This is a genomic window from Ekhidna sp. (assembly GCF_965212185.1).
Taxonomy (GTDB): domain Bacteria; phylum Bacteroidota; class Bacteroidia; order Cytophagales; family Cyclobacteriaceae; genus Ekhidna.
Map to the genome: position 1 here is coordinate 3,880,453 of NZ_OZ243102.1, position 20,586 is coordinate 3,901,038.

The 20,586-nt window shown below is 40.3% G+C and carries 23 protein-coding genes; 8 read left to right on the plus strand and 15 right to left on the minus strand.

Features of this window, described 5'->3' with window-relative positions; all coding sequences use genetic code 11:
- The 6 genes from ACOMC3_RS16995 to ACOMC3_RS17020 all read left to right on the plus strand — a co-directional run bounded on the left by ACOMC3_RS16995 (window position 1) and on the right by ACOMC3_RS17020 (window position 5,164).
- The gene (locus tag ACOMC3_RS16995; protein ID WP_420317083.1) at window positions 1-1,116 is read left to right on the plus strand and encodes an ATP-binding protein; all 1,116 of its coding nucleotides are present in this window, start codon (window positions 1-3) and stop codon (window positions 1,114-1,116) included.
- On the plus strand, window positions 1,109-1,534 hold the full coding sequence (locus ACOMC3_RS17000; RefSeq protein WP_420317084.1) for an ATP-dependent zinc protease: 426 nt from the start codon (window positions 1,109-1,111) through the stop codon (window positions 1,532-1,534). Before ACOMC3_RS16995 ends, ACOMC3_RS17000 begins: the two co-directional genes overlap by 8 nt.
- Window positions 1,535-2,461, plus strand: coding sequence for a hydroxymethylbilane synthase (hemC, locus tag ACOMC3_RS17005; protein ID WP_420317085.1), 927 nt, complete (start codon window positions 1,535-1,537; stop codon window positions 2,459-2,461).
- A gap of 83 nt (window positions 2,462-2,544) precedes the next feature.
- Complete coding sequence (locus tag ACOMC3_RS17010) at window positions 2,545-3,375, plus strand: peptidylprolyl isomerase (protein WP_420317086.1); 831 nt, start codon at window positions 2,545-2,547, stop codon at window positions 3,373-3,375.
- Entirely contained in the window at window positions 3,376-4,275 is a 900-nt protein-coding gene (locus ACOMC3_RS17015) for an SDR family oxidoreductase (protein WP_420317087.1), read from the plus strand.
- Window positions 4,268-5,164, plus strand: coding sequence for an ATP-grasp domain-containing protein (locus ACOMC3_RS17020; protein ID WP_420317088.1), 897 nt, complete (start codon window positions 4,268-4,270; stop codon window positions 5,162-5,164). The genes ACOMC3_RS17015 and ACOMC3_RS17020 overlap by 8 nt, the downstream gene beginning before the upstream one ends.
- Here the strand turns inward: ACOMC3_RS17020 and ACOMC3_RS17025 are convergent, their stop codons facing one another.
- From ACOMC3_RS17025 to pxpA, 4 genes are read right to left on the minus strand one after another with little or no spacing between them, the layout of a single operon-like run.
- On the minus strand, window positions 5,165-7,153 hold the full coding sequence (locus ACOMC3_RS17025) for a choice-of-anchor B family protein (protein WP_420317089.1): 1,989 nt from the start codon (window positions 7,151-7,153) through the stop codon (window positions 5,165-5,167).
- 9 nt (window positions 7,154-7,162) lie between these two features.
- Window positions 7,163-8,002 carry a biotin-dependent carboxyltransferase family protein gene (locus tag ACOMC3_RS17030; protein ID WP_420317090.1) on the minus strand — a complete coding sequence of 280 codons (840 nt, stop codon included), beginning with the start codon at window positions 8,000-8,002 and terminating at the stop codon, window positions 7,163-7,165.
- Complete coding sequence (gene pxpB / locus ACOMC3_RS17035; protein WP_420317091.1) at window positions 7,990-8,679, minus strand: 5-oxoprolinase subunit PxpB; 690 nt, start codon at window positions 8,677-8,679, stop codon at window positions 7,990-7,992. Before pxpB ends, ACOMC3_RS17030 begins: the two co-directional genes overlap by 13 nt.
- Window positions 8,645-9,382 (minus strand): 5-oxoprolinase subunit PxpA, encoded by a 738-nt coding sequence (pxpA, locus tag ACOMC3_RS17040; RefSeq protein WP_420317092.1) that lies wholly within the window; start codon window positions 9,380-9,382, stop codon window positions 8,645-8,647. Before pxpA ends, pxpB begins: the two co-directional genes overlap by 35 nt.
- Before the next feature lie 79 nt (window positions 9,383-9,461).
- On the opposite strand from pxpA, the gene ACOMC3_RS17045 reads away from it, so the two are divergent.
- Entirely contained in the window at window positions 9,462-10,385 is a 924-nt protein-coding gene (locus ACOMC3_RS17045; RefSeq protein ID WP_420317093.1) for an L-lactate dehydrogenase, read from the plus strand.
- A gap of 16 nt (window positions 10,386-10,401) precedes the next feature.
- Here ACOMC3_RS17045 and ACOMC3_RS17050 read toward each other — a convergent pair whose 3' ends face one another.
- The 3 genes from ACOMC3_RS17050 to ACOMC3_RS17060 are packed head-to-tail and all read right to left on the minus strand — an operon-like array spanning window position 10,402 to window position 12,799.
- On the minus strand, window positions 10,402-11,604 hold the full coding sequence (locus tag ACOMC3_RS17050; RefSeq protein ID WP_420317094.1) for an Nramp family divalent metal transporter: 1,203 nt from the start codon (window positions 11,602-11,604) through the stop codon (window positions 10,402-10,404).
- Window positions 11,601-12,038, minus strand: coding sequence for a PaaI family thioesterase (locus ACOMC3_RS17055; protein ID WP_420317095.1), 438 nt, complete (start codon window positions 12,036-12,038; stop codon window positions 11,601-11,603). Before ACOMC3_RS17055 ends, ACOMC3_RS17050 begins: the two co-directional genes overlap by 4 nt.
- 2 nt (window positions 12,039-12,040) lie before the next feature.
- A complete protein-coding gene (locus tag ACOMC3_RS17060) occupies window positions 12,041-12,799 on the minus strand; it encodes an NRDE family protein (RefSeq protein ID WP_420317096.1) in 759 nt (252 codons plus the stop codon).
- Window positions 12,800-12,861: 62 nt separating this feature from the next.
- Here ACOMC3_RS17060 and ACOMC3_RS17065 point away from each other — a divergent pair, with 62 nt between their 5' ends.
- Window positions 12,862-13,803: a CPBP family intramembrane glutamic endopeptidase gene (locus ACOMC3_RS17065; RefSeq protein WP_420317097.1), complete on the plus strand. Its 942-nt coding sequence runs from the start codon at window positions 12,862-12,864 to the stop codon at window positions 13,801-13,803.
- 3 nt (window positions 13,804-13,806) lie between these two features.
- Here ACOMC3_RS17065 and ACOMC3_RS17070 read toward each other — a convergent pair whose 3' ends face one another.
- The 8 genes from ACOMC3_RS17070 to ACOMC3_RS17105 form a co-directional block, all read right to left on the minus strand.
- Window positions 13,807-14,118, minus strand: a complete 312-nt coding sequence (locus ACOMC3_RS17070; protein WP_420317098.1) for a hypothetical protein — start codon at window positions 14,116-14,118, stop codon at window positions 13,807-13,809.
- A gap of 111 nt (window positions 14,119-14,229) precedes the next feature.
- Window positions 14,230-14,676, minus strand: coding sequence for an SRPBCC family protein (locus ACOMC3_RS17075; protein WP_420317099.1), 447 nt, complete (start codon window positions 14,674-14,676; stop codon window positions 14,230-14,232).
- A 123-nt stretch (window positions 14,677-14,799) separates the two neighbouring features.
- Window positions 14,800-15,576 (minus strand): peroxide stress protein YaaA, encoded by a 777-nt coding sequence (gene yaaA, locus ACOMC3_RS17080; RefSeq protein ID WP_420317100.1) that lies wholly within the window; start codon window positions 15,574-15,576, stop codon window positions 14,800-14,802.
- Window positions 15,577-15,637: 61 nt separating this feature from the next.
- Window positions 15,638-16,603, minus strand: a complete 966-nt coding sequence (locus ACOMC3_RS17085) for a polyprenyl synthetase family protein (protein ID WP_420317101.1) — start codon at window positions 16,601-16,603, stop codon at window positions 15,638-15,640.
- A 37-nt stretch (window positions 16,604-16,640) separates the two neighbouring features.
- Window positions 16,641-17,729, minus strand: coding sequence for a chorismate mutase (locus ACOMC3_RS17090; protein ID WP_420317102.1), 1,089 nt, complete (start codon window positions 17,727-17,729; stop codon window positions 16,641-16,643).
- Complete coding sequence (locus tag ACOMC3_RS17095; RefSeq protein WP_420317103.1) at window positions 17,726-18,889, minus strand: pyridoxal phosphate-dependent aminotransferase; 1,164 nt, start codon at window positions 18,887-18,889, stop codon at window positions 17,726-17,728. The genes ACOMC3_RS17090 and ACOMC3_RS17095 overlap by 4 nt, the downstream gene beginning before the upstream one ends.
- Window positions 18,882-19,706, minus strand: a complete 825-nt coding sequence (locus ACOMC3_RS17100) for a prephenate dehydratase (protein ID WP_420317104.1) — start codon at window positions 19,704-19,706, stop codon at window positions 18,882-18,884. Before ACOMC3_RS17100 ends, ACOMC3_RS17095 begins: the two co-directional genes overlap by 8 nt.
- A 269-nt stretch (window positions 19,707-19,975) precedes the next feature.
- Complete coding sequence (locus ACOMC3_RS17105; RefSeq protein WP_420317105.1) at window positions 19,976-20,560, minus strand: transposase; 585 nt, start codon at window positions 20,558-20,560, stop codon at window positions 19,976-19,978.
- Between the last annotated feature and the right edge of the window lie 26 nt (window positions 20,561-20,586).

A 20,586-nucleotide genomic window follows, 5' to 3' on the forward strand; every position in this document is an offset into this window, starting at 1 on the left:
ATGCAATTTTCAGATATACCAGGGCTTGATGAATTAAAAAAACAACTGATCTCTGCTCACAAAAGAGGAAAAGTTGCCCATGCCCAGCTTTTTGCAGGCAGGCAAGGCACTGCAGTATTACCTATGGCATTAGGATATGTCAGCTACATCATGTGCGAGAACAAGCAAGACGAAGATAGCTGTGGTACATGTCCAAACTGTGTGCGCATAAAAAAACTTATTCACCCGGACATTCATCTTCATTTTCCAAAAATCTCTGCCAGTGAAAGTAAATATGAAAAAGTCCTTTCTGAAGCTCTCCCTCGATTTCGGGAATTTGTTGTCGAAACCCCTTTCGGGGATTTAGAGACTTGGACAAGAAAGTACGGACAAGAAAATAAGAATCTGCTTATTAGCAGAGAGGACAGCAGACAGATGCTTAAAAACGTCAGTATGCGGTCTGTTGAAGGCGGTTATAAAATTTTGCTTATCTGGGTTCCGGAATTGATGAATCCTAGCTCAGCAAATGCAATTCTCAAGATACTTGAGGAGCCTCCTGAAAAGACCCTCTACCTATTGGTTTCATACAATTATGACAACCTACTTGCCACTATTACATCAAGAACTCAATTGGTGAATGTCCCTCCAAATTCAATGGAAGAGGTTAAAAAGTACCTGGAGGAAAAGGGATTAGAGCCAGCAAATGGTGAGCAAACGGCTAAATTATCAGAGGGTAAAATTGGACTGGCCACACAAATAGCTGAAATAGGAGAATCACATGAATATGAAGATTTTCAAAAGTGGATGCTGGAATGTTGGAATAAGAATCTAACGGGACTTGTTCGCAGAAGTGAAGATTTCTCTAAGTCAGGTAAGGCCAATCAGAAAACAACATTGAATTTTGCCATTTCACTCGTGAGAAATGCTGTTATTCATGCCTCTGGTCAAAAGCCGCCGGTTCAGAGTGAAGCAGAGAGTGCATTTATTGGCAAGTACTCAGATAAATTGGGTCTTGAAAGGCTAGAAAAAGTCTATGCATTAGTCAATGAAGCTATGATACACTTAGAGAGAAATTCGAACCCTCGTATAACTCATTTAAATTTATCCCTGGATATCATACAGGTATTGAATGGCTAAAAAGGAAAAGTATGTAATCGGTCGGCTGGATGTGATTGATCTCCCAGACTTAGGAGTAAAAGATATTCATGCCAAGATTGATACTGGTGCGTATCGCTCATCTCTTCACTGTAAGAAGGTACATGAAGAAGAAGGAGTCCTTTATTTCACCCTGCATACGGATACCGGATTCCACGAGTACGCCACTAAAGACTGGGCTCAAAAGATCGTTAAGAGCTCTAACGGAAAAGCCCAGAAGCGTTATGTCATCAAAACTCGAATGAGGATTTTTGGGAAGAACTTTAAGGCTTCCATTTCACTGACAGATAGAAGTGAAATGAAAAATCCACTGCTAATTGGAAGAAAGATCTTGACCAACAAGTTTATCGTAGACGTATCACAAAAGAACCTATCATACGACCAAAAAAATCAGAACTGAATGGAGCGAAAGATTATCAAGATTGGCACAAGAAAAAGTAAGTTGGCAATGTGGCAGGCTAACTATGTAGCTGACCTTCTTGACGCTGGAGGCTTTCAACCTCAATTAATCCCAATTGAAACGAAGGGTGACAAAATCCAAAATGTTGCTTTATCCAAAATTGGAAGCAAAGGCGTATTTACCGAAGAATTAGAATCGATGCTGAGAAGAGGAAAGGTTGATATAGCCGTGCACAGTGCAAAAGACCTTCAATCTCAATTACCACTCGGTTTCAGTGTGCTCTCATTTTGTGAGCGTGAATCGCCAGATGATGTGATTGTTTCTGATAAAGAAATAGATCTTAACAATCCAAAGTTAATCCTTGGCACTTCTAGTACGCGAAGAATTGCCATGCTGAAACACTACTATCCACATATCACTACTATTGATGTCAGAGGTAATCTTCAGACACGACTGGAGAAAATGAAAAGTGGAATCATGGACGGTTTAGTGCTTGCATATGCTGGAGTCAAGCGTATGAACTATGATAATCTAGTAAAATATTGGTTTGACACGGACCGGTTTATCCCTCCGGTAGGACAGGGATCTGTAGCAATCGAAGTTCATGAGAAGCTTGATCCTGATACTGCTTCAAAGATAAAAACAGCGACTAACCATCCACTGACAGAGAAAATGCTTTTAACTGAAAGAGCCTTTCTTAGACGTATGGATGGTGGTTGCAGTATCCCTGTCTTTGGTCACGCTCAAATGGAAGTTGATGGACAAATAATACTTAAAGGAGGGATCGCAAGCCTAAATGGAAAAGAACTCATACAACGAACAATGTATGGTAGCAACCCCGTAGAACTTGGAACTTCGCTAGCTGAAGAAATACTTCAGAGTGGTGGTAAAAAAGTATTAGACGACATCAGATCAACGCTTGGATAAGTCCATGCTGAGAGTGATTCCTCTCATTTCATGAAGTATGGTTCTCCTTTGATACTTTTGCAGCTTAGAAAATAGGATCAAACATGAAAAACATAGTAATCAGCATATTATTTATTGCTGTAATCGCAGGATGTGGCGATAAAAACAAAGACTACCTAGTCAAGATCAAAACGGAATACGGAGATATGACAGTGGTTCTTTATGATGAAACGCCACTACATAAGAAAAACTTTCTGGAGCTAGCAAAATCTGGGAAATATGATAGCACCATTTTCCACAGAGTCATTCAAAACTTCATGATTCAGGGAGGCAATGTTGCTGAGAAAGAGGGTGCCAATGAAGGGGAAGCAGCACTTATTCCTGCAGAAATAGTTGATGGGCTCTATCATACGAAAGGGGCTTTAGCTGCTGCCCGTATGGGAGATAATGTAAATCCTGAGAGGAAATCGTCTGCCTCTCAATTTTATATTGTAGATGGCATGTCTTGGGATATGATGTCTATTGATATTCGATTGCTGAATACTAAAATGAGTGAATTGCTTCAGGATACCGCTTACAGTGATTTGCTTAAGCAATTTCAGGAGCTGGCAAGAAAAAGAGACGGACAAGCAATGAATGAGCTGTCTCTAGCAAACATAGACTTAGTAGAAGAAAAATTTGACGTTGATCTTGCGATGGATATCTCGGAATACCCTGAAGCATATCATGGCAAAGGAGGTTCACCTCATCTGGATGGCGAGTACACGGTGTTCGGTAGAGTGATTGAAGGGCTTGAGGTAATCGACAAAATCGCTGCAGTAAGAACCGGGAGAAATGACAGGCCTGAACAGCCCGTTCTGATGACAATGGAGGTGATCGAAATGAAAAAGAAAGAGATTACCGAAAAATTCGGTTATGAATATCCTGCTGAGTAAATGAAGGTCTTAATTACCGGTGCAAATGGCTTGTTAGGTCAAAAACTTGTGCAGCAATATGAGGATCGCTCTGATGTACAAGTAATTGCAACAGCTCGGGGTGAGAATAGAAATCTTTCCGGTTCATACATTTATGAACAAATGGATATCACATCTTCAGATGAGGTTGATGCCATTATTACGAATCATAAACCGGATGTAGTAATTAATACTGCAGCCATGACTCATGTTGATCATTGTGAGTTAAATCCTGATGATTGTTGGAAACTCAATGTTGATGCTGTTGATCATCTGATCAAATCATGCAGAAAGACAGAAAGTTTTATAATTCATCTTTCTACTGATTTCATATTTGATGGAAAGAATGGACCTTATGTTGAGGACGATTCACCTAATCCACAGAGTAAATATGCCGAAAGCAAACTCGCATCAGAAAAATTGCTAGCGTCGAGTGGATTGAAGCATGCCATCGTTCGTACCATGCTGGTATATGGTATTGTTCACGATATGAGTCGCTCCAATATTATTTTGTGGGTGAAGAAAAGCCTGGAGGAAAAAAAGGAGATCAAAGTTGTTGATGATCAATGGCGTACTCCCACGTTAGCAGAAGATCTTGCGAAAGGATGTATCCTTATTGCGGATAAGAAAGCAGAGGGGGTCTTTCATATCTCAGGAAAAGAACTGCTTACACCCTATGACATGGCTATAGCAACAGCCGATTTTTTTGAACTTGACAAGTCGCTCATTGAGAAGGTGGATGGATCAATATTCACACAGCCAGCTAAGAGACCAGCAAGAACAGGATTTATTTTAGATAAAGCTCGGATGGAATTAGGCTATGAACCGGTTACTTTTAAGGAAGGATTGGCCATTTTAAAGTCGCAGTTAGCCCATGTATGATGTAGTTATTCTTACAGATGAGCGGTATGTAAATCCGGAGATCTCCAGCGAGTACATTAATAATGTAATCACTGAAGACCGTTTGGTGATGGAGGCTTTGGAAAAAAGAGGCTTTAAAAGCAAGAAAGTCGCATGGTCAGATAGCTCATTTGATTGGACACAAACGAAAGCAGCAATCTTTCGGACCACATGGGATTACGCAGAAAAATTTTCTGCGTTTAGTGATTGGTTGATGGAAGTCTCTATGAAAACCAAACTCATCAACAATTATGAAACAATCATCTGGAATCTGGACAAACACTACTTATCAGACCTTAAGTCAAATGGTGTAAATGTTGTCGAAACTTATTTTATAGAACCTGGTGATTCTCGTTCATTGAAAGAACTCCATGAAGAATTGGGCTGGCAAAAAACTGTATTGAAACCTGCAATTTCCGCCTCTGCAAAAGATACGTTTAAGCTAAGCGTTGAAACGCTTTCTGATTATGAAGATCGGTATGCCTATTTGATCAAAGATGAATCAATGCTTTTACAACCGTTCCAGGATGATGTCATTAACCGAGGGGAACTATCCTTGATGCTTATAGGTGATGAATATACTCATGCCGTTTTAAAGGTGGCTAAACCGGGTGATTTCAGGGTTCAAGATGACTTTGGTGGTTCAGTAAAAGACTACAAGCCTACTAAAAAGGAAATCGAGTTGGCAATAGCAGCAGTTAAAGCATGCGAGTACAAACCCCTCTATGCTCGCGTAGATATTGTGAACGATAATGACGGTAATCCAGCAGTATCAGAACTGGAACTGGTGGAACCTGAAATGTGGTTTCGGAAGAATGAAAAGGCTGCTGAGCTATTAGCCGCTGAAGTAAATGATCTGTTTTCCAGATAGCTACTTTTCAATTATTATTTTCTTGGTAAAGAATTTATTTCCTACTTGAATATTAACAATGTACATGCCTGCATTCAAGTAATTAACATCAACCATTGAATGGCTTCCTTTACCTTCTTGCTGTAATACTTTATTACCATATAAAGAGTATATGGTAAGTGTAAATGAATCCTCATCTGATGCAGCTACTGAAAAACTTTCATTAACAATCGTAGGATAAATGCTTATGTTTTGATCCAAGATATTAGCTCCAGCCACAATTAACTCCAGGCTTTGAATCGTAGTATCGCTTGTACATTCGTTGGTGGCGATAAGCATAACATCATATATTCCATCTTCCTGAAACTTGTGAGTTGGAGCTTCAACATCAGAAACCGATCCATCTCCAAACTCCCATTTATAATCTATCGCGTTTACAGAGGTATTGGAGAATGATATATCTCCAGTAATGCTTGTGATATCAAAAGTAAATTCGGCCCTTGGGCTATCAATGACTGTTAACGTCATGGCATCAGAAGTAATCTCGGTCTCGCCATTTGAAATTACGCATCGATATTTATTTTCGCTCTGCTCTAAATTCAATGTATGGGCATGCATTGAAGAAGTTTGAGTGTTTTTGTATCGTTCAAAATCATCAATGTTTTTAAATCCGGATCCATCATCGATTTGCCATTGATATTCAAGATTCTCACCGACTGCCTTAATGGGAATATCCAAATGCTCACCGACACAGGCAGTAACATCTATAGGTTGTTGTGATACAAAGAGTGATTGCATTTTTAGAACAAAAAGTCCATTAGATATATCACTAACAATGATATTCCCTGAAGGAAAGTATGGATAATTACTCCACGCTCCATCAAAAAACGCTCCATCTCCTGAAACATACGTATCGAAATACGCAGCTTCACTTAGTACACCAGAACTAATTCCTGCAGTATCCAATATTCTCAGACCACTTGTATAATTCGCTTCATAAATGTATTTGCCTCTTGTGTATAGGTTATGATCTATGGATCCATTTTCATGTTCATAAAACCCAAGGAAGATTGGGTTATTCAGGTCCTTCACATCCCAAATAAAAGTTCTTGTTTTTTGACCCAAATTCACCTCATCTAACTCGTCATTGGATAAGAAGTAACGATGATCTTCTGTAAGCCAGCCCTGATGGACATATTCAGAACCTTCATAACTAAATTTTGAAAGCAATTTGACATTTGTCTTGCTAGAAACATCCACTATTACAATATCCGCTTCATTCGAATTGAAGCAAATTTCCTTTCCAACATGCTCTTCATCTGGGCCATTATAAACCACACATTGAGCATCATGAGTGTATCCTTCTCTATCATAGCAACCTGCAAATACTGGATTTTTAGGATCTGATAGATCGATAATGTGCAGCCCTCCAACTGAGCAAGACCTTCCGTCATTCGCATTAAATCCAACAGCATATGCATAACCGGTTTCCTCATTAATAACTATGTTGTGAGCCTTACCAATTGTTGGATAATAGCCGGACTCAGCAAACTCAACAGGGGGATTGGTGACATTTCTGAGTTCTGTTAAATCAAAAACTTGCATGCCGTGATTAGGATCTTCACTCACGATGTAGGCATGATTGGAATATACCTTAATATCTCTCCAAACAGACTTAGCTCCTCCATGAAGTAGTTGCGTACCTAATGAATTATGCTCTTTTAGAATTCCAAGAACTACAGGATTAACTGGATCAGTTACATCAACAAAAGAAGTCCCATTCGTCATTCCGACCAGCGCATATTCCTTATTAGTCTCTGGGTCTACCCATCCCCAAATGTCATTTACCCAAATACCATTTAATTCTTCAGCCCCTAGGTCGAGAACTGTTAGTCGTGACTGCAGGTCAAGCCCTAAACATTTATAGCTTCCAGCCTTGCCATCTTCGCATGGTGTTTGACTAAAAAGTTGATTAGAAATAAGAAAAAATAAGAGGGTGAGTTTTTTCATGCTTCGAAATTAATGATAATCAACCACCCGAAGTTTAATTTCTCTGCCTGCTCTGACTTGAGATAGTTTTCCCATATCATATTCCAGCACCTTTCCTATTCTAGGATATCCGCCAGTTGTTTGACAATCATTCATTAAAATGATTGGATGGCCATCCGATGGAAGTTGGATAGTGCCAGGAATAACTGCAGACGAGGTAATCTCTTTATAGTCACAATCAAGTTTTGATCCTTTGAGTCTGATGCCCATTCTGTCGCTTGATACGTCAACTTCGAAAATCTTTGATTCGGGTAATTCTTTTAAGAGAGACCATTCAGGTCCTTTCATAATTCGAACATTAACCACTTCATTAAAGCTTCTTTTAGGTATTTGTACATTCACCTTATCGGAGGAATGACTATCAGTCACCAGAATATCTTCTTTGCGAATGCTTCTCCCATTTATCCCTCCAAATCCTGCGCGTTCATAAGTAGAGGCACTCCCAAAATCTTTCTTTGCAGTTAATCTCCCTTTAATACCCAAATAAGCATAAACAAACTCTGGTGAGGATATTGAGATTTGATCTCCTTTAGTTACATCTACGATTGAGTTGATTACAACTCCATTCACCTGAAGCTCAGATCCGATCACTGCAATGGTGGTTGGTTCCAAGACCTCCAGTTTTAAGCCTGCTATAGCCAGTTCAATCACAGGGAAACTTTCAGGATTTCCAACTAAACTGTTAGCGGCAATCATCATTTCCTTGTCCATCGCACCAGATTGAGGAATACCATACCTCCTAAATCCAAACCTTCCAAAATCCTGAATGGTGGTCAAGGGTCCAGTGCTGATCACTTTTAATTTTCCCATGACTCAAATTCTGATTTAGAGATTCGGTAAAATTTATAGTTCATTCCTACGTCTATAAGCATAGGAGGCTCCCTATCAGCATCAAAAATTGATGCTGGTGTTCGGCCAAGAATATTCCACCCACCCGGGCTTGAAAGTGAATAGATACCAGTTTGAACGCCTCCTATACCAATAGATCCAGACGGGAGATGTTTTCTTGGATTCTCAAGTCTGGGACAAGCAAGAGACGGATCCAAACCATCAGCATAAATAAATCCGGGAGTAAAACCAATGAGTATAGACCGATAGATGCCCTTCAAATGTTTATCCATTACTGCCTCAACGGAAAGTCCTGTTTTTTCAGATATCCGATCCAAATCCATCCCCAATTCATAGCAAATTGGAAGCTCTATAATTTCTGATTTTTCTTTTTCTTCTTTTGCAGACGCCACTTTTCCTGATAGCTCATCAATAATATCATCAAGTGAAAGCTCACTGAAAACAGCAATTGAGTTGTATGATGGCACCACATCTTTTAACTCACTACCAAAAAGCTCCTGAATGGTCTTTACCGAATTATGAATCTTAGATATTTCTATCTCACTTGTGCATTCAAGTAAAACCACTTGTTCCCCTAAAAGGGAAACCCTCCACGAAATACTATTAAACTGCAGCGATTTGGACTCCTTTATTGACAAGATGCGCGTTAATTTCTTTAGCTAAAGTTACAGCACCTTCTGTATCGCTATGCAAGCAAATGGATTGAACTTTCATTGGAATCCAATCTTCTGCTTTTACTCTGTGATTTATCGCCAGTTCTTCAACTTGCTTGAGGACCTCTGCTGATTTTAAAACGGCATTATCGAGGCTCCTCGACCGTAGTGTCCCATCCCATTCATACTTTCTGTCTGCGAACCCTTCAGAAATAAACGCACGATTGTTTTCTCGAGCAACATCTTCCGAAATAGACTTGGCCAGACCCATCCAGAAGACATTAGGAACAACCTCATCGAGAACTTTCAATATCAAGTTGGAGATAAAGGGTTCTTTTGCAGCATGATTATATAAGGCTCCATGAGGTTTTACATGATGAAGGTTAGCCTCCTCCTGATCACAGATTCTTTTTACCAATGAAATTTGTTCTGATATACTCTTAGCAAGCTCCTTTGGTTCAATTTGAATGATTTGTCTCCCAAAATTTTCCTTGTCAGGATAGGATGGATGAGCACCAATGGCCACATTGTATTTTTTTGCCAGGCGAATGGTTCGCCTGACAGAAGTTTCGTCTCCAATGTGACCTCCACACGCAATATTGCATGATGAAAGAAAAGGCATTATCGCATCATCTAGGTTGGTTCCAGGATGTTCACCCAGGTCAGCGTTTAGGTCTATGAAATGCATAATTGAATTTAATGAATATTGGAAAGTACCTGATTATTTAGGCAACTTTAATCTTACTAAATCTGAAAAACATTAGCCGATGAAAGCGAATCAAATAGGAATTATTGGAATGGGTTGGGTTGGATCTAGTGTCGCAAGCTCTATACTTCACAATGGCATATGTAAAGAACTTCTTCTTAATGATACACGAGAAGGATTGGCCGAGGGTGAAGCCATGGATTTTAATCATGGTTCTTCATTTTACCCAACTGCTAAAATTCGATCAGCCGCAATTACAGAAATGCGTTCATGCCATGCAATTGTGATTACGGCAGGTAGAGGGGGAAATCCCGGCGAAACAAGATTAGATCTTTTAAAAGACAATATTGGAATTGCTAAAGACATATCCAATCAATTGATTGGGTATGAGGGAATACTGATCATAGTTTCTAACCCTGTAGACGTACTTACTTATTGTTATCATCAATTTACGGGCTTACCTTCATCACAGGTAATTGGGACCGGCACCATGTTAGATACTGCTAGATTACGATCTATAACGGGAAGTAAATTAAACCTTGACCCTCGCAGTATTCATGCACAAGTAGTTGGCGAACATGGAGACTCTGAGGTTGTTTTATGGTCCAGTGCAAGTATCGGTGGTGAGCCCCTTAGAAACTGGGAAGGATGGCAAACCTCTTATGAAGATGAGATTGCAGATGAGGTGAGAAAAGCCGCACAGGAAATCATAAAACGTAAAGGCGCCACTAATCATGCTATCGGGCTGGTAACAGCAACCTTATTGAAGTGGATTTTGAGAGGTGATCGCAGGATAATTAATGTTTCCACCTCTATCTCAGGACAATTTGGTTTGAGTGGTTTAGCTTTTTCTCTGCCTTGTCTGGTTAGTGATAAGGGGGTTGAAAAAGTGCTCGAAATATCCATGGACACTGACGAAAAAGAAAGACTTCTACAATCAGCTGAAGTAATTAAAAAAGCAATTGATGAGATTAATATAATATAGGCTATCACAGAGACCTTCATTCCAAAAGCCCAAACACACTGTTCAAGCTTCGGAAGCTAACAACTAAACTGACGGCTATCACTAAAAGTGCAAGACCATTTTGCCAATTTTTATTGATATATGAATTGAGTAATGCCTTTTTGTTGCAGAGATAGATCAGAAAAAATACGATGACCGGTAAAAGGATGCCATTGGCAATCTGAGCTACCTGAATGACTTCAATTGGCTTGTATCCCAGTAGTGAGAAAAGTGTTCCAACAGCAAGAATAAACATCCAAACCATCCGGAACTTACCACTCTTAAAACTGGTTTCCCAACCGAAAATACCCCTGGCGGTATAAGCAGCAGCCAGCGGGGCAGTAATGGCTGAAGATATACCTGCTGCAAAAAGCCCGAGCGCTAAAAAATACTTTGCCCAGCTCCCTAGAAGCGGTTCAAGCTGCATAGCCATCTCATTGATACCACTTACTCCTTTTCCAAAAATGGTAGCGGCACTGGTAATCACAATAGCCATCGATATGAGTCCGCCCAACCCAATTGCAATACCATTTTCTATTTGCAAATCTTTGAGATCATCCGCAGACTTCCATTTTTGGCTGACGGACGAAGCATGTAAAAAAAGATTGTATGGAACAATGGTGGTTCCTATGAGCCCGAGAATGGCTAATTGATTCTTATCCGTTAAGGAAGGGACGAAAACGCCTTTGAGTATGGCTGAAAAATCCGGCTGAACCATCACGGCTGTGATTAAGAAAACCAGGCTCATTAAGATCACAAGCGCAATAAGGATTTGTTCTATAATCTTCACTTTTCCAATAAACAAAATGCCAAATGAGATTGCGCCGATGATCAATGCCCAGGGAATAGTTTCTCCAAAAATTCCCGATATACCAAGAACAGCTCCCGAAATATTTCCCGCCTCATATGCAGCATTTCCAATGATAATGGCAGTGAAAACCAGGGCAATTGTGAATGATTTAGCTACCGTGTTACTAATTTGAGACCGAATGGCTTCTCCAAGACCCTTCTGGGTGATCAACCCCAGCCTAGCAGTCATTTCCTGTAAGATGATGGTAGATATGGTTGCGAAGAGCAGCACCCATAGTAGCGTATATCCGAAATTGGCGCCACTAAGCGTGCATATAGTTAGCGTGCCCGGACCAATAAAAGCTGCAGTTACGAGTGTACTGGGGCCAAAATATTTTTTTATTCCTTTCATTTATATCCAATTTCAGGAGATAATTTCACCTTACTTTTTACAAAAATTCCCTGTCCATAACCTACTACTTTTCCTCCCTCATTTAATAATTCTGATTTAGCAGTATAGGAGCCACTATCATCAGTTAGTAGTTCTCCTTTGGCCAGAATTTGACCGTCAGTGACAGGTCGTTTGAAGTGGATTTCAAAAGATTTTGTCAATACAAAAGCATCTTCTACCACAGAATTTACCGCAAAAAAAGCTGCATCATCCAATAGCTTGAAATAAACAGAACCATGCATGGCCCCAAGTGCATGAAAATATTTGGGAACCACGGCTAACCCAATCTCAGCCTTCCCTTGTGTGATATGTGCGGTAGTAGAATCGAACAGATCTGTATTGACGTTCGCTGAAAGGTACATTCGTTCCAGTTTTCTGAAATGCTCGTTGGTCATACCTATTCAATATTAAATTCAAACGATACGGTCCCTTCTTTTCGATTACCTACCGGATAGCTTTTTTCCATGAATGAGACATTGCCATCGTAATCAATGGTTAACGCTGTTGAGCAGCAAGTGCCATAATCTGGCGTGCGGATACACATCGCTGAAATGGCTTTCTCACGTTCATAATCAAGTCCTGTTTCGGGTAAGTCTTTATCATCAGCCAGATCAGTATTCTGCATCATGTTTATAAGTCCATCAAGTGAAAATGGTTGTTTAATCATTACATTGAAATCTCTCTTTGCTTTTTCTACTTTAAACCAAGGGGTATCCAGAAGCGCATTACTAAGACCATAGATTCCTGGTTCTAGCAAACGAACTTCTTTATCATAATTACTTACATGAGCTAATTCCTTGTCAAGAGTAATCAGGTTGAATCCATTGTATTGACTCCCCTCACCAAATACCTGTCTCGAATATTTGGATGGCTTTTCATTGGAGAGTAAAAAATTGACTGGAAGGTCACCTCTGGACCGAGCATCTGGTTTAATGTTTTTGATGTCCCGATAATTAGTTACAGCCGCAAAACGACCTTTTTTATTAATTGCCATCCATGTTCCTTTTGCCTGAAGATCTCTTCCACCCAGAATTTCCGGATGATCAATCCACCAATGAGCTACTGCTGTTGGACGGGCATAAAACTCATCTCTATTCGCTACAAGAATGAATTTGTATTTGGGATGAGATTTATAAGCAAATGCGATTAAGCACATAAATAGAATCTAATATTGTTCGATTCTTCTAATTTAGGATTTCTGAAACCATAAACCGATAGATGAAGAAGGTAATTCAGTATTTGAAAGAATATCAAAAAGAGCATTTCAACTGGGAAATGTACTCAGTCATACTCCTGTTTTGTGCAACATGTATCTTTTTTAACTACAGATACGATTTTGAAGATGGTGTAATTGACTCGTATAGCGGAGAACCTATCAAATGGTTATGGATGTTCCTTTTTCATGGGACACCATTTTTCTGCGTGTGCCTGATTCTCTATGCGTTTGGTAAAAAACGAGATTGGCTTACCAGTAAAAATTATTGGATAAAATTCATTGTCGGATTCGGATTACTTTCATTTGATCGTTCTTTCTACGGTTTTGAGTATCTACTCAGCGAGGTTCCCAGAATGGAATATCCTTTTGTTATTAGGTGTGTCAACTGGGCTTCAAGTCTGATCCTGGTGGTAATACCCATGCTGCTTCTATACCCTTTACTTGAAAAGGATAATCATAAAAACTATTACGGATTAGTTTGGCGAAAATTTGACGCCAGGCCCTATTTGGCGTTACTAGCAATAGCTGCCGTATTCATTGGCATTGGCTCATTTCTAGGAGATATTCAAGACTATTATCCCAGATATAGAACTGCTGGAGGTAACCTCTACTTACGGGATAATCCTGACCTTAATGAAAGCTGGCTTGTCCTTATTTATGAGTTGTGTTACGGCAGTAATTTTATCTCTGTCGAACTGATTTTTAGAGGTTTTTTAATTTTCGCATTTAGCAGAACACTTGGTGGATACGCAGTATTACCCATGGTAGCAACCTACGCCTTTCTCCATTTCGGTAAGCCAATGGGAGAAACCATAAGCTCATTGTTTGGAGGGTATGTGCTTGGAATCATATCATACAACAGCCGAAACATTTGGGGTGGGATTTTTATCCACTTGGGAGTCGCCTGGTTGATGGAGCTATTCGGATGGTTTCATAAATTGTAAGGATTACTCTTTTGTCAAGATAAATTGTACTTCCACTTTTCCAAACCACTCTGGTTTATCACCATTTGGATAGGTTTCATCGTACATGCGGAAATAAAGCTTGTCATCCTCTACTCGATATCTGTAAAACTGCTTACCTCCTTCAAATCCCGGAACCTTTGCCAGGTCTGGTAAAGCAAGCATTATATCATCTTCCATCAATTCATATGGGCCGGTGTTGAAAACAATACTTCTAAATCCAGCCATGGTTTCTTCATCAGACGGTTTAGATAATGACACAAATGGTGTCCTGGGGCGAGGAGATGGATTGTACATAATACTGTACCTCTTATCATCAATCAATAAACCATAATCTTCAATAGAACAACAATATGAAAAATCACCATTAAGACACAGCCAAAAATTACAATGAATATCGATAGTATATCAAGATGATCGGGATTCTACGAATCGTTTAAAATTCTCCATCCATTTGCGTGCGGGTTTTTTATACATGCCTGGAAAAAGAATAGAAATCAATTTAGGCATAAACCAATCGATGCGTGTGTATTCAACGAAGACCTGATACCTTGTTTCATTTTCGCTTAGGGCTCTGAATTCACACTTCATCGTGTTGTCCATGTGTTTGTGATGATAAAATGCCTCAAATGAGTTTGGCAATTTGTTAGAGATGATGGTCTCTGTTAACACCATTTCATATTTTTCATTTTTATAGTACATCTTAGAAACAGCGCCATCCTGACCCTTCTCCCCCTCTTCTAAAACCTTCTTTTCAAATCCTTCTTGATACTCTCCAAGGTATTTGGGGTCTGCAAAATATTTGGCAACCATATCAATGGGTTTGTTAATATCAATGTGTCCCTCAAATTTCATGGTTTATCATTTTTTGGTTGAGGATGGGTCGTATATAAATTTAGGATATGCCAATCAAAAAGCCGAAATGATGCTAAAGAAGAGTTCCAATCACATATCGGGAATGCTTTTGAAGCTAAGAGATTATTTCTTTTTCGCGTCTCTCTTAAAAGCCAACTTGTTTTCGGTTGAGGCCTCCTCATCAAAGTAATAGCCTTCATAATCAAAGGCTCTCAAATCTTCCGGATTGGTGATTTGGTGCTCAATCATGAATCGGGACATCAAACCGCGAGCCTTTTTGGCATAAAAAGATATGATCTTGTACTTCCCATTCTTCAAATGCTTGAATTCAACATCAATTACCCGAGCAGGAATGTCCTTTTTATCAACAGACTTGAAATATTCATTAGAAGCAAGATTTAATATGATGTCATCACCCTGAGCTTTCAAGTCATCAACAAGTAAGTCCAGAATCGTTCGATCCCAATATTCATAGAGTGTATGGTAATCATCAAAAGCGAGCTTTGTGCCCATTTCTAACCGATATGGCTGAATGAGATCCAAAGGCCGAAGTAATCCGTAAAGTCCAGATAGAATTCGGAAGTGCTTTTGAGCAAATTCCATTTTCTTTTCATCAAAAGTCTCTGCTTGAAGTCCCTGATAAACATCTCCATTAAAAGCGAGAGCGGCAGGTTTCGAATTCTCTGTGGTATGTTCTGATTCAAATTTTTTGAATCTGTGGACATTAAGTCCTGCCAATTGCCTGCTGATACTCATCAAGTCTTTCACTTCATCCACAGACTTTTTCCGCATCACATCAATCAGCTCATTGGTGCACTCCATCAATCTTGGCTGTGAGGTAGGTGTATCGTATTTCGTCTTGAAATCAAGATTCTTTGCCGGGGAAACAACTGCGATCATAATTCAATGCTTTTGAGATTTAACCAACTAAAATTAAAGATAGTTTAGGCACAGCTCACTTTCAACGCTCACGCTTCATCAGTTTGTCGAAGAAATCCTGAAGTTGCTGTTTCCCTTCCTGCCTGGCATCTAAATCATTGAGGAGTGTGAAAGCTTCGTCATAATAGCCATTCATTTTCGTTTGAGTCAACTCGAATATGCCGATCTCTTGATAAATGGACTTTACGGCCTCTACTTTTTCCTCAACATCAAACTCGGGGGCCGAGAGCCAGTTATTTAGTTCTTCTCTCTGACTTGGGTTAGCTAACTCGAGCGCCTTGATTAGTAAGTAAGTCTTTTTGTTAGAAGCAATGTCACCGCCCACCTGTTTACCAAACTTGGCTTTATCTCCATATACATCCAGCAGGTCGTCCATCAGTTGAAAACCAATACCCGCCTTTTCTCCAATCGCATTTAGTTTGGCTAATTGGTCATCATTCATACCTGCAAGAAGCCCGCCGTATTCCAAACTAAAACCGAGCAGTACCGCAGTTTTCAGTCGAATCATTTCGATGTATTGATCCTCTGTTACCGTTTCAAATTCTTCAAAATTCATATCAAGTTGCTGCCCCTCACATACTTCTACTGCACATTTATTGAACTTCTGAATAGCCTGTGCCAAAGATTCATTCGGGCCTGTAAGCAACTGATCGTACGCTTTCACCATCATTGTGTCGCCACTGAGAATGGCCACCGTGTTGTTCCATTTTTCATGAACGGTTGGTTTACCACGACGGATAGGAGCCAGGTCCATAATGTCGTCATGCATTAAAGTGAAGTTGTGAAAAATCTCTACCGTAAGAGATGGTTCAATGATTGATTCAATGTCCTCGTTCTTCAATCCATAGCCTAAGAGCACGAGCATGGGTCGAAGGCGTTTTCCACCTAATGATAAAATATATCTTATCGGATCGTATAGATTTTGAGGGTGATTGCCAAGTGGTAAATTGGCAAGCGACAAGTCAATTTTTTCGAGCAGATCTTTCATTGGCTGCAAGATAAAACCACAAACGCATTCGGTTGTTTTATTCTTCCTCTATCTCCGTTCGATTCATTACTTCGTTTTGATGCTCGATTGATTCCTGATGAATAGCATTGAGGTAGCGAATCATAAAATTTCTGGAAAGGCCTTGCAACTCTCCATTTGAGGAGCCTTTTTCAATGATTTCTTCCCATCTATTGGTTTGAAGGATCGTAATTCCCTTTTCTCTTTTCACTAGACCGATTTCTTCTGCTACTTTCATGCGTTCGCCCAGGAGTTTAATCAAATCATCGTCAATGAGATCAATCTGACTTCTTAGCATGGACAGTTTCTGAGAAAGATCTTCATCCGAAATGTTGGGCCGTCTGACAACCAAATTGTCAATGATGGTTTCTAAATCCTTGGGTGTAAGTTGCTGATCTCTGTCACTCAGTGCATTGGACGGATCAATGTGAGATTCCAGCATGAGCCCGTCAAAATCCATGTCCAACGCCTGCTGCGAAACGGCATGAAGCAAGTCCCTTTTTCCACAAATGTGGCTCGGATCACAAACCATTGGTATCTCCGGAAACCTTCGCTTCATTTCAATGGCAAGCTGCCATTTCGGATCGTTTCGGTAAACGCTGTTTCCATATTGGGCAAAACCTCGATGAATCAACCCCAGCTTAGTAATACCCGCTCCATGTAATCGCTCCAATGCTCCTGTCCACAACTCAATGTCAGCATGAACCGGGTTTTTGATCATCACCGTTGCGTCGGTCCCCTTCAGCGCGTCTGCTATTTCCTGCACCGAAAAGGGATTCACGGTAGTTCGAGCGCCCACCCAGAGAATATCTACTCCGTGTTTCAATGCCTCAAAAACATGATTAAAATTCGCCACTTCTACAGCAGTGGGTAAACCTGTTGCCTCTTTCGCTTTTTTCAGCCACTGCAGCCCATCAACTCCTACCCCTTCAAAACTATTGGGTCGTGTTCGGGGCTTCCAAATACCTGCTCTAAGGATATCCACCTTCCCTGATTTTGCAATGGTCATGCAGGTTTCAAGTACCTGCTCTTCAGTTTCTGCACTGCATGGACCAGAAATGATAACCGGTCGTTTTTCTTTAAAAATTGCTATCGGTGATGTCTTCATTTTGTTTCGTTTAGGCGGTTTAGTGTTTCATCCCACACGCTTTCCGGACTACAAAGTGAAAAGCGAATGTACCTTTTTCCATTGGATCCGAAAATGGAACCGGGTGGAACAAAGATTTTATGCTGCTCCAAAAGCATATCTGAAAATTGCTCCGCGTCCTCTTCAGGATCAGGAATTCTGCCCCAAACAAACATGCCTGAGGAGTTGGTACAATAGCTGCAATTCAAAGCATCCAGAATTTTATGCACCATGCGTTTTCTCTTTTGGTAAGCTACATTTAATTCAAAAAACCAATTTTCATCAAGGCTCAGTGCTTTTATTGCTGCTTTTAGCATCGGCTTAAACTGACCCGAATCTACCTGACTCTTAAAAGTTAAAACTGTTTCTAAGAGCCCCTGGTTTCCTACCAGCATCCCTACGCGCCATCCGGCCATATTGTGTGACTTAGACAAGCTATTCAACTCAAGTACGAGATCATCTGGAGAGCAGGCTGACAGGATACTCATCGGACGATCAGTCAAAATGAACGCATAGGGATTGTCATTGATCAACACGATGTTGTGCTTCCGGGTGAAGTGAATCAATTTATCAAACAGTTCGTGTGACCCTGACGATCCGGTAGGCATGTGCGGATAATTCACCCACATGATTTTTACCGAAGTAAGATCCATTTCTTCCAACGCATCAAAATCTGGTTGATATTGATTTTCCTCCTTCAAGTCATAGTGGATAATGTCAGCTCCCGCCATTTTGGAGGCTGTTTCGTATGCAGGGTATCCGGGGTTCGGGATCAAAACACTATCACCATCATCCAGCATGGACATGCAGATATGAGTAATGCCTTCCTTAGATCCAATCAGCGGCAGAACTTCTCTATCCGGATCAAGTTGGCAGTAAAAGAACCGCTGGTACCAGTTTGCTATTGCTGACCTCAGCTCCGGAAGCCCTTTATAGCTTTGATATTGGTGTGCGCCATTTTCAAGAATGGCGCTGTTAAATTCGGCAATCACGGACGGGTGTGGTGGAAGATCCGGACTTCCGATACCCAGGTTTAACACCTCCATTCCTTGCTTCCGAATGGCATCAATTTGTTGAAGCTTCCTGGAGAAATAGTATTCACCAATACCCTGTATTCGACGTGCTGAAACTACATTATTCATAAATTTTACCCTTTTTGTAAACCCCTAAATTTTCGATCACCTCAGACAGGCTTGCTAGTTCCTGAAAAACCTTATCCTCTTGGTCAGAATCAGAGAATTCTAAATCCATGAAGAAACCATAGGTTCGCTCCCAACCTGAAACCGGATGTGATTGTAGCTTGCTAAGGTTAACCCCCAGATCACTGACAGCCATTAGCACTTTGGCTAAAGCTCCCGGCTCATGCTTAGTTTCCAAATAGATAGATGCTTTGTCTGTTTCTTCCTCTGGCTGGTTTGGTGCTTTGGTCAAGACGAGAAATCGTGTGAAGCTTTCCTTGTTTTCTATACCGCTCTGTAGAATGGTTAGTCCGTACGTTTTGGCTGCCAGTGAACTTGCAATGGCTGCCACCTGACTTAACTTATTTTCTTTAATGTGGCGAGCGCTTCCTGCGGTATCAAAGGATTCGACCACTCTCAGTTTTTCATGATTATCTAGAAAGTTGGAGCACTGACGAATCGCCATTTGATGAGATTGGATCTCTTCTACATTTGTAATGCTGGTTCCATTGTAGACCATCAGGTTCATTTTGACCTGAAGGATTACTTCCCCACAGATCGTCAATCCACCCTGACGAAGCAATGCATAATTGGGAATGATGCAACCGGCTAACGAATTCTCAATGGCCATCAAACCAAAGTCCGCTTCGCTCTCAAGTACTTGATTGACCACACCTCTGAACGTATCACATTCATTCAGCGTAATTTGACCGCCGAAGTAGTGGAGTGCAGCTTCATGATGAAAACTTCCCTTCAGACCTTGTATTGCAATTCGTTTCATTTGTTCAATCTCTTTAAATGGCTGTCGGCCCAGCCGACACAAAAAAAGGCCTCCCTTTTAGGGAGGCCTTTGTGAAATTTCTTTACACCAGATATACTATAGCCACCCCATTATCCGCTCTGGATAAAAGAAATAGTAGCTAATGTAAAATGATACCTGTGTGTTCATACGTGAGTAAATAGAAGTGAGAAATTTTTTAAATGCAACTTTTTACAAAAAAAATCTATCGAAAAGATCTGACAGGTTTCTAAAACCTGTCAGATCTAACCTCAAGTGAATTCTAGTTCCAGTTTTTCAAGCCCTTTAATTGCTTGGTCATGAAACCTTCTGAAATCCTCTTTTGAACCGAACCAGTTTTGAACTTCTTTCCTCTTTAATCTGGTCAGTTTATCAGAAATAACTGCATGATAGCTGCTATGCTCCCAATCAGCGATAGATTTAGTGAAGCCGTGATGTAAGGGATTATGGTGGATATAGAAAATTACATTTGTCAAAAAAGAATCATTCTCGATCTCCTTTGCCTTGAATGGACGACTAAATAAAGACCCTCTCCTGTCATACATTTTGTTGTACGCTTTCGCATAGCTCACATACAGATTGCTAAATTGTTTGGATAAGAAATCAGACAGGTTTTGGAAACCTGTCTGATTTAACTTTTCAAGATTTTCTTCATCCTTTATTCGAACCAAAAAGTGAAAATGATTTGGCATCAGGCAATACGCATAAGAGTCAGCAATTGGCTCAATATGATGACTCCATTTTCTTAAAAAGAAATTGTAATTCTCATCATTTCGAAAGAGGTTCTCGCTTCCATTAGCATGATTGTAAATGTGATAAAACTTGCCCGCTTCCATTTCTTAAAAAATTCTGACAGGTTTTC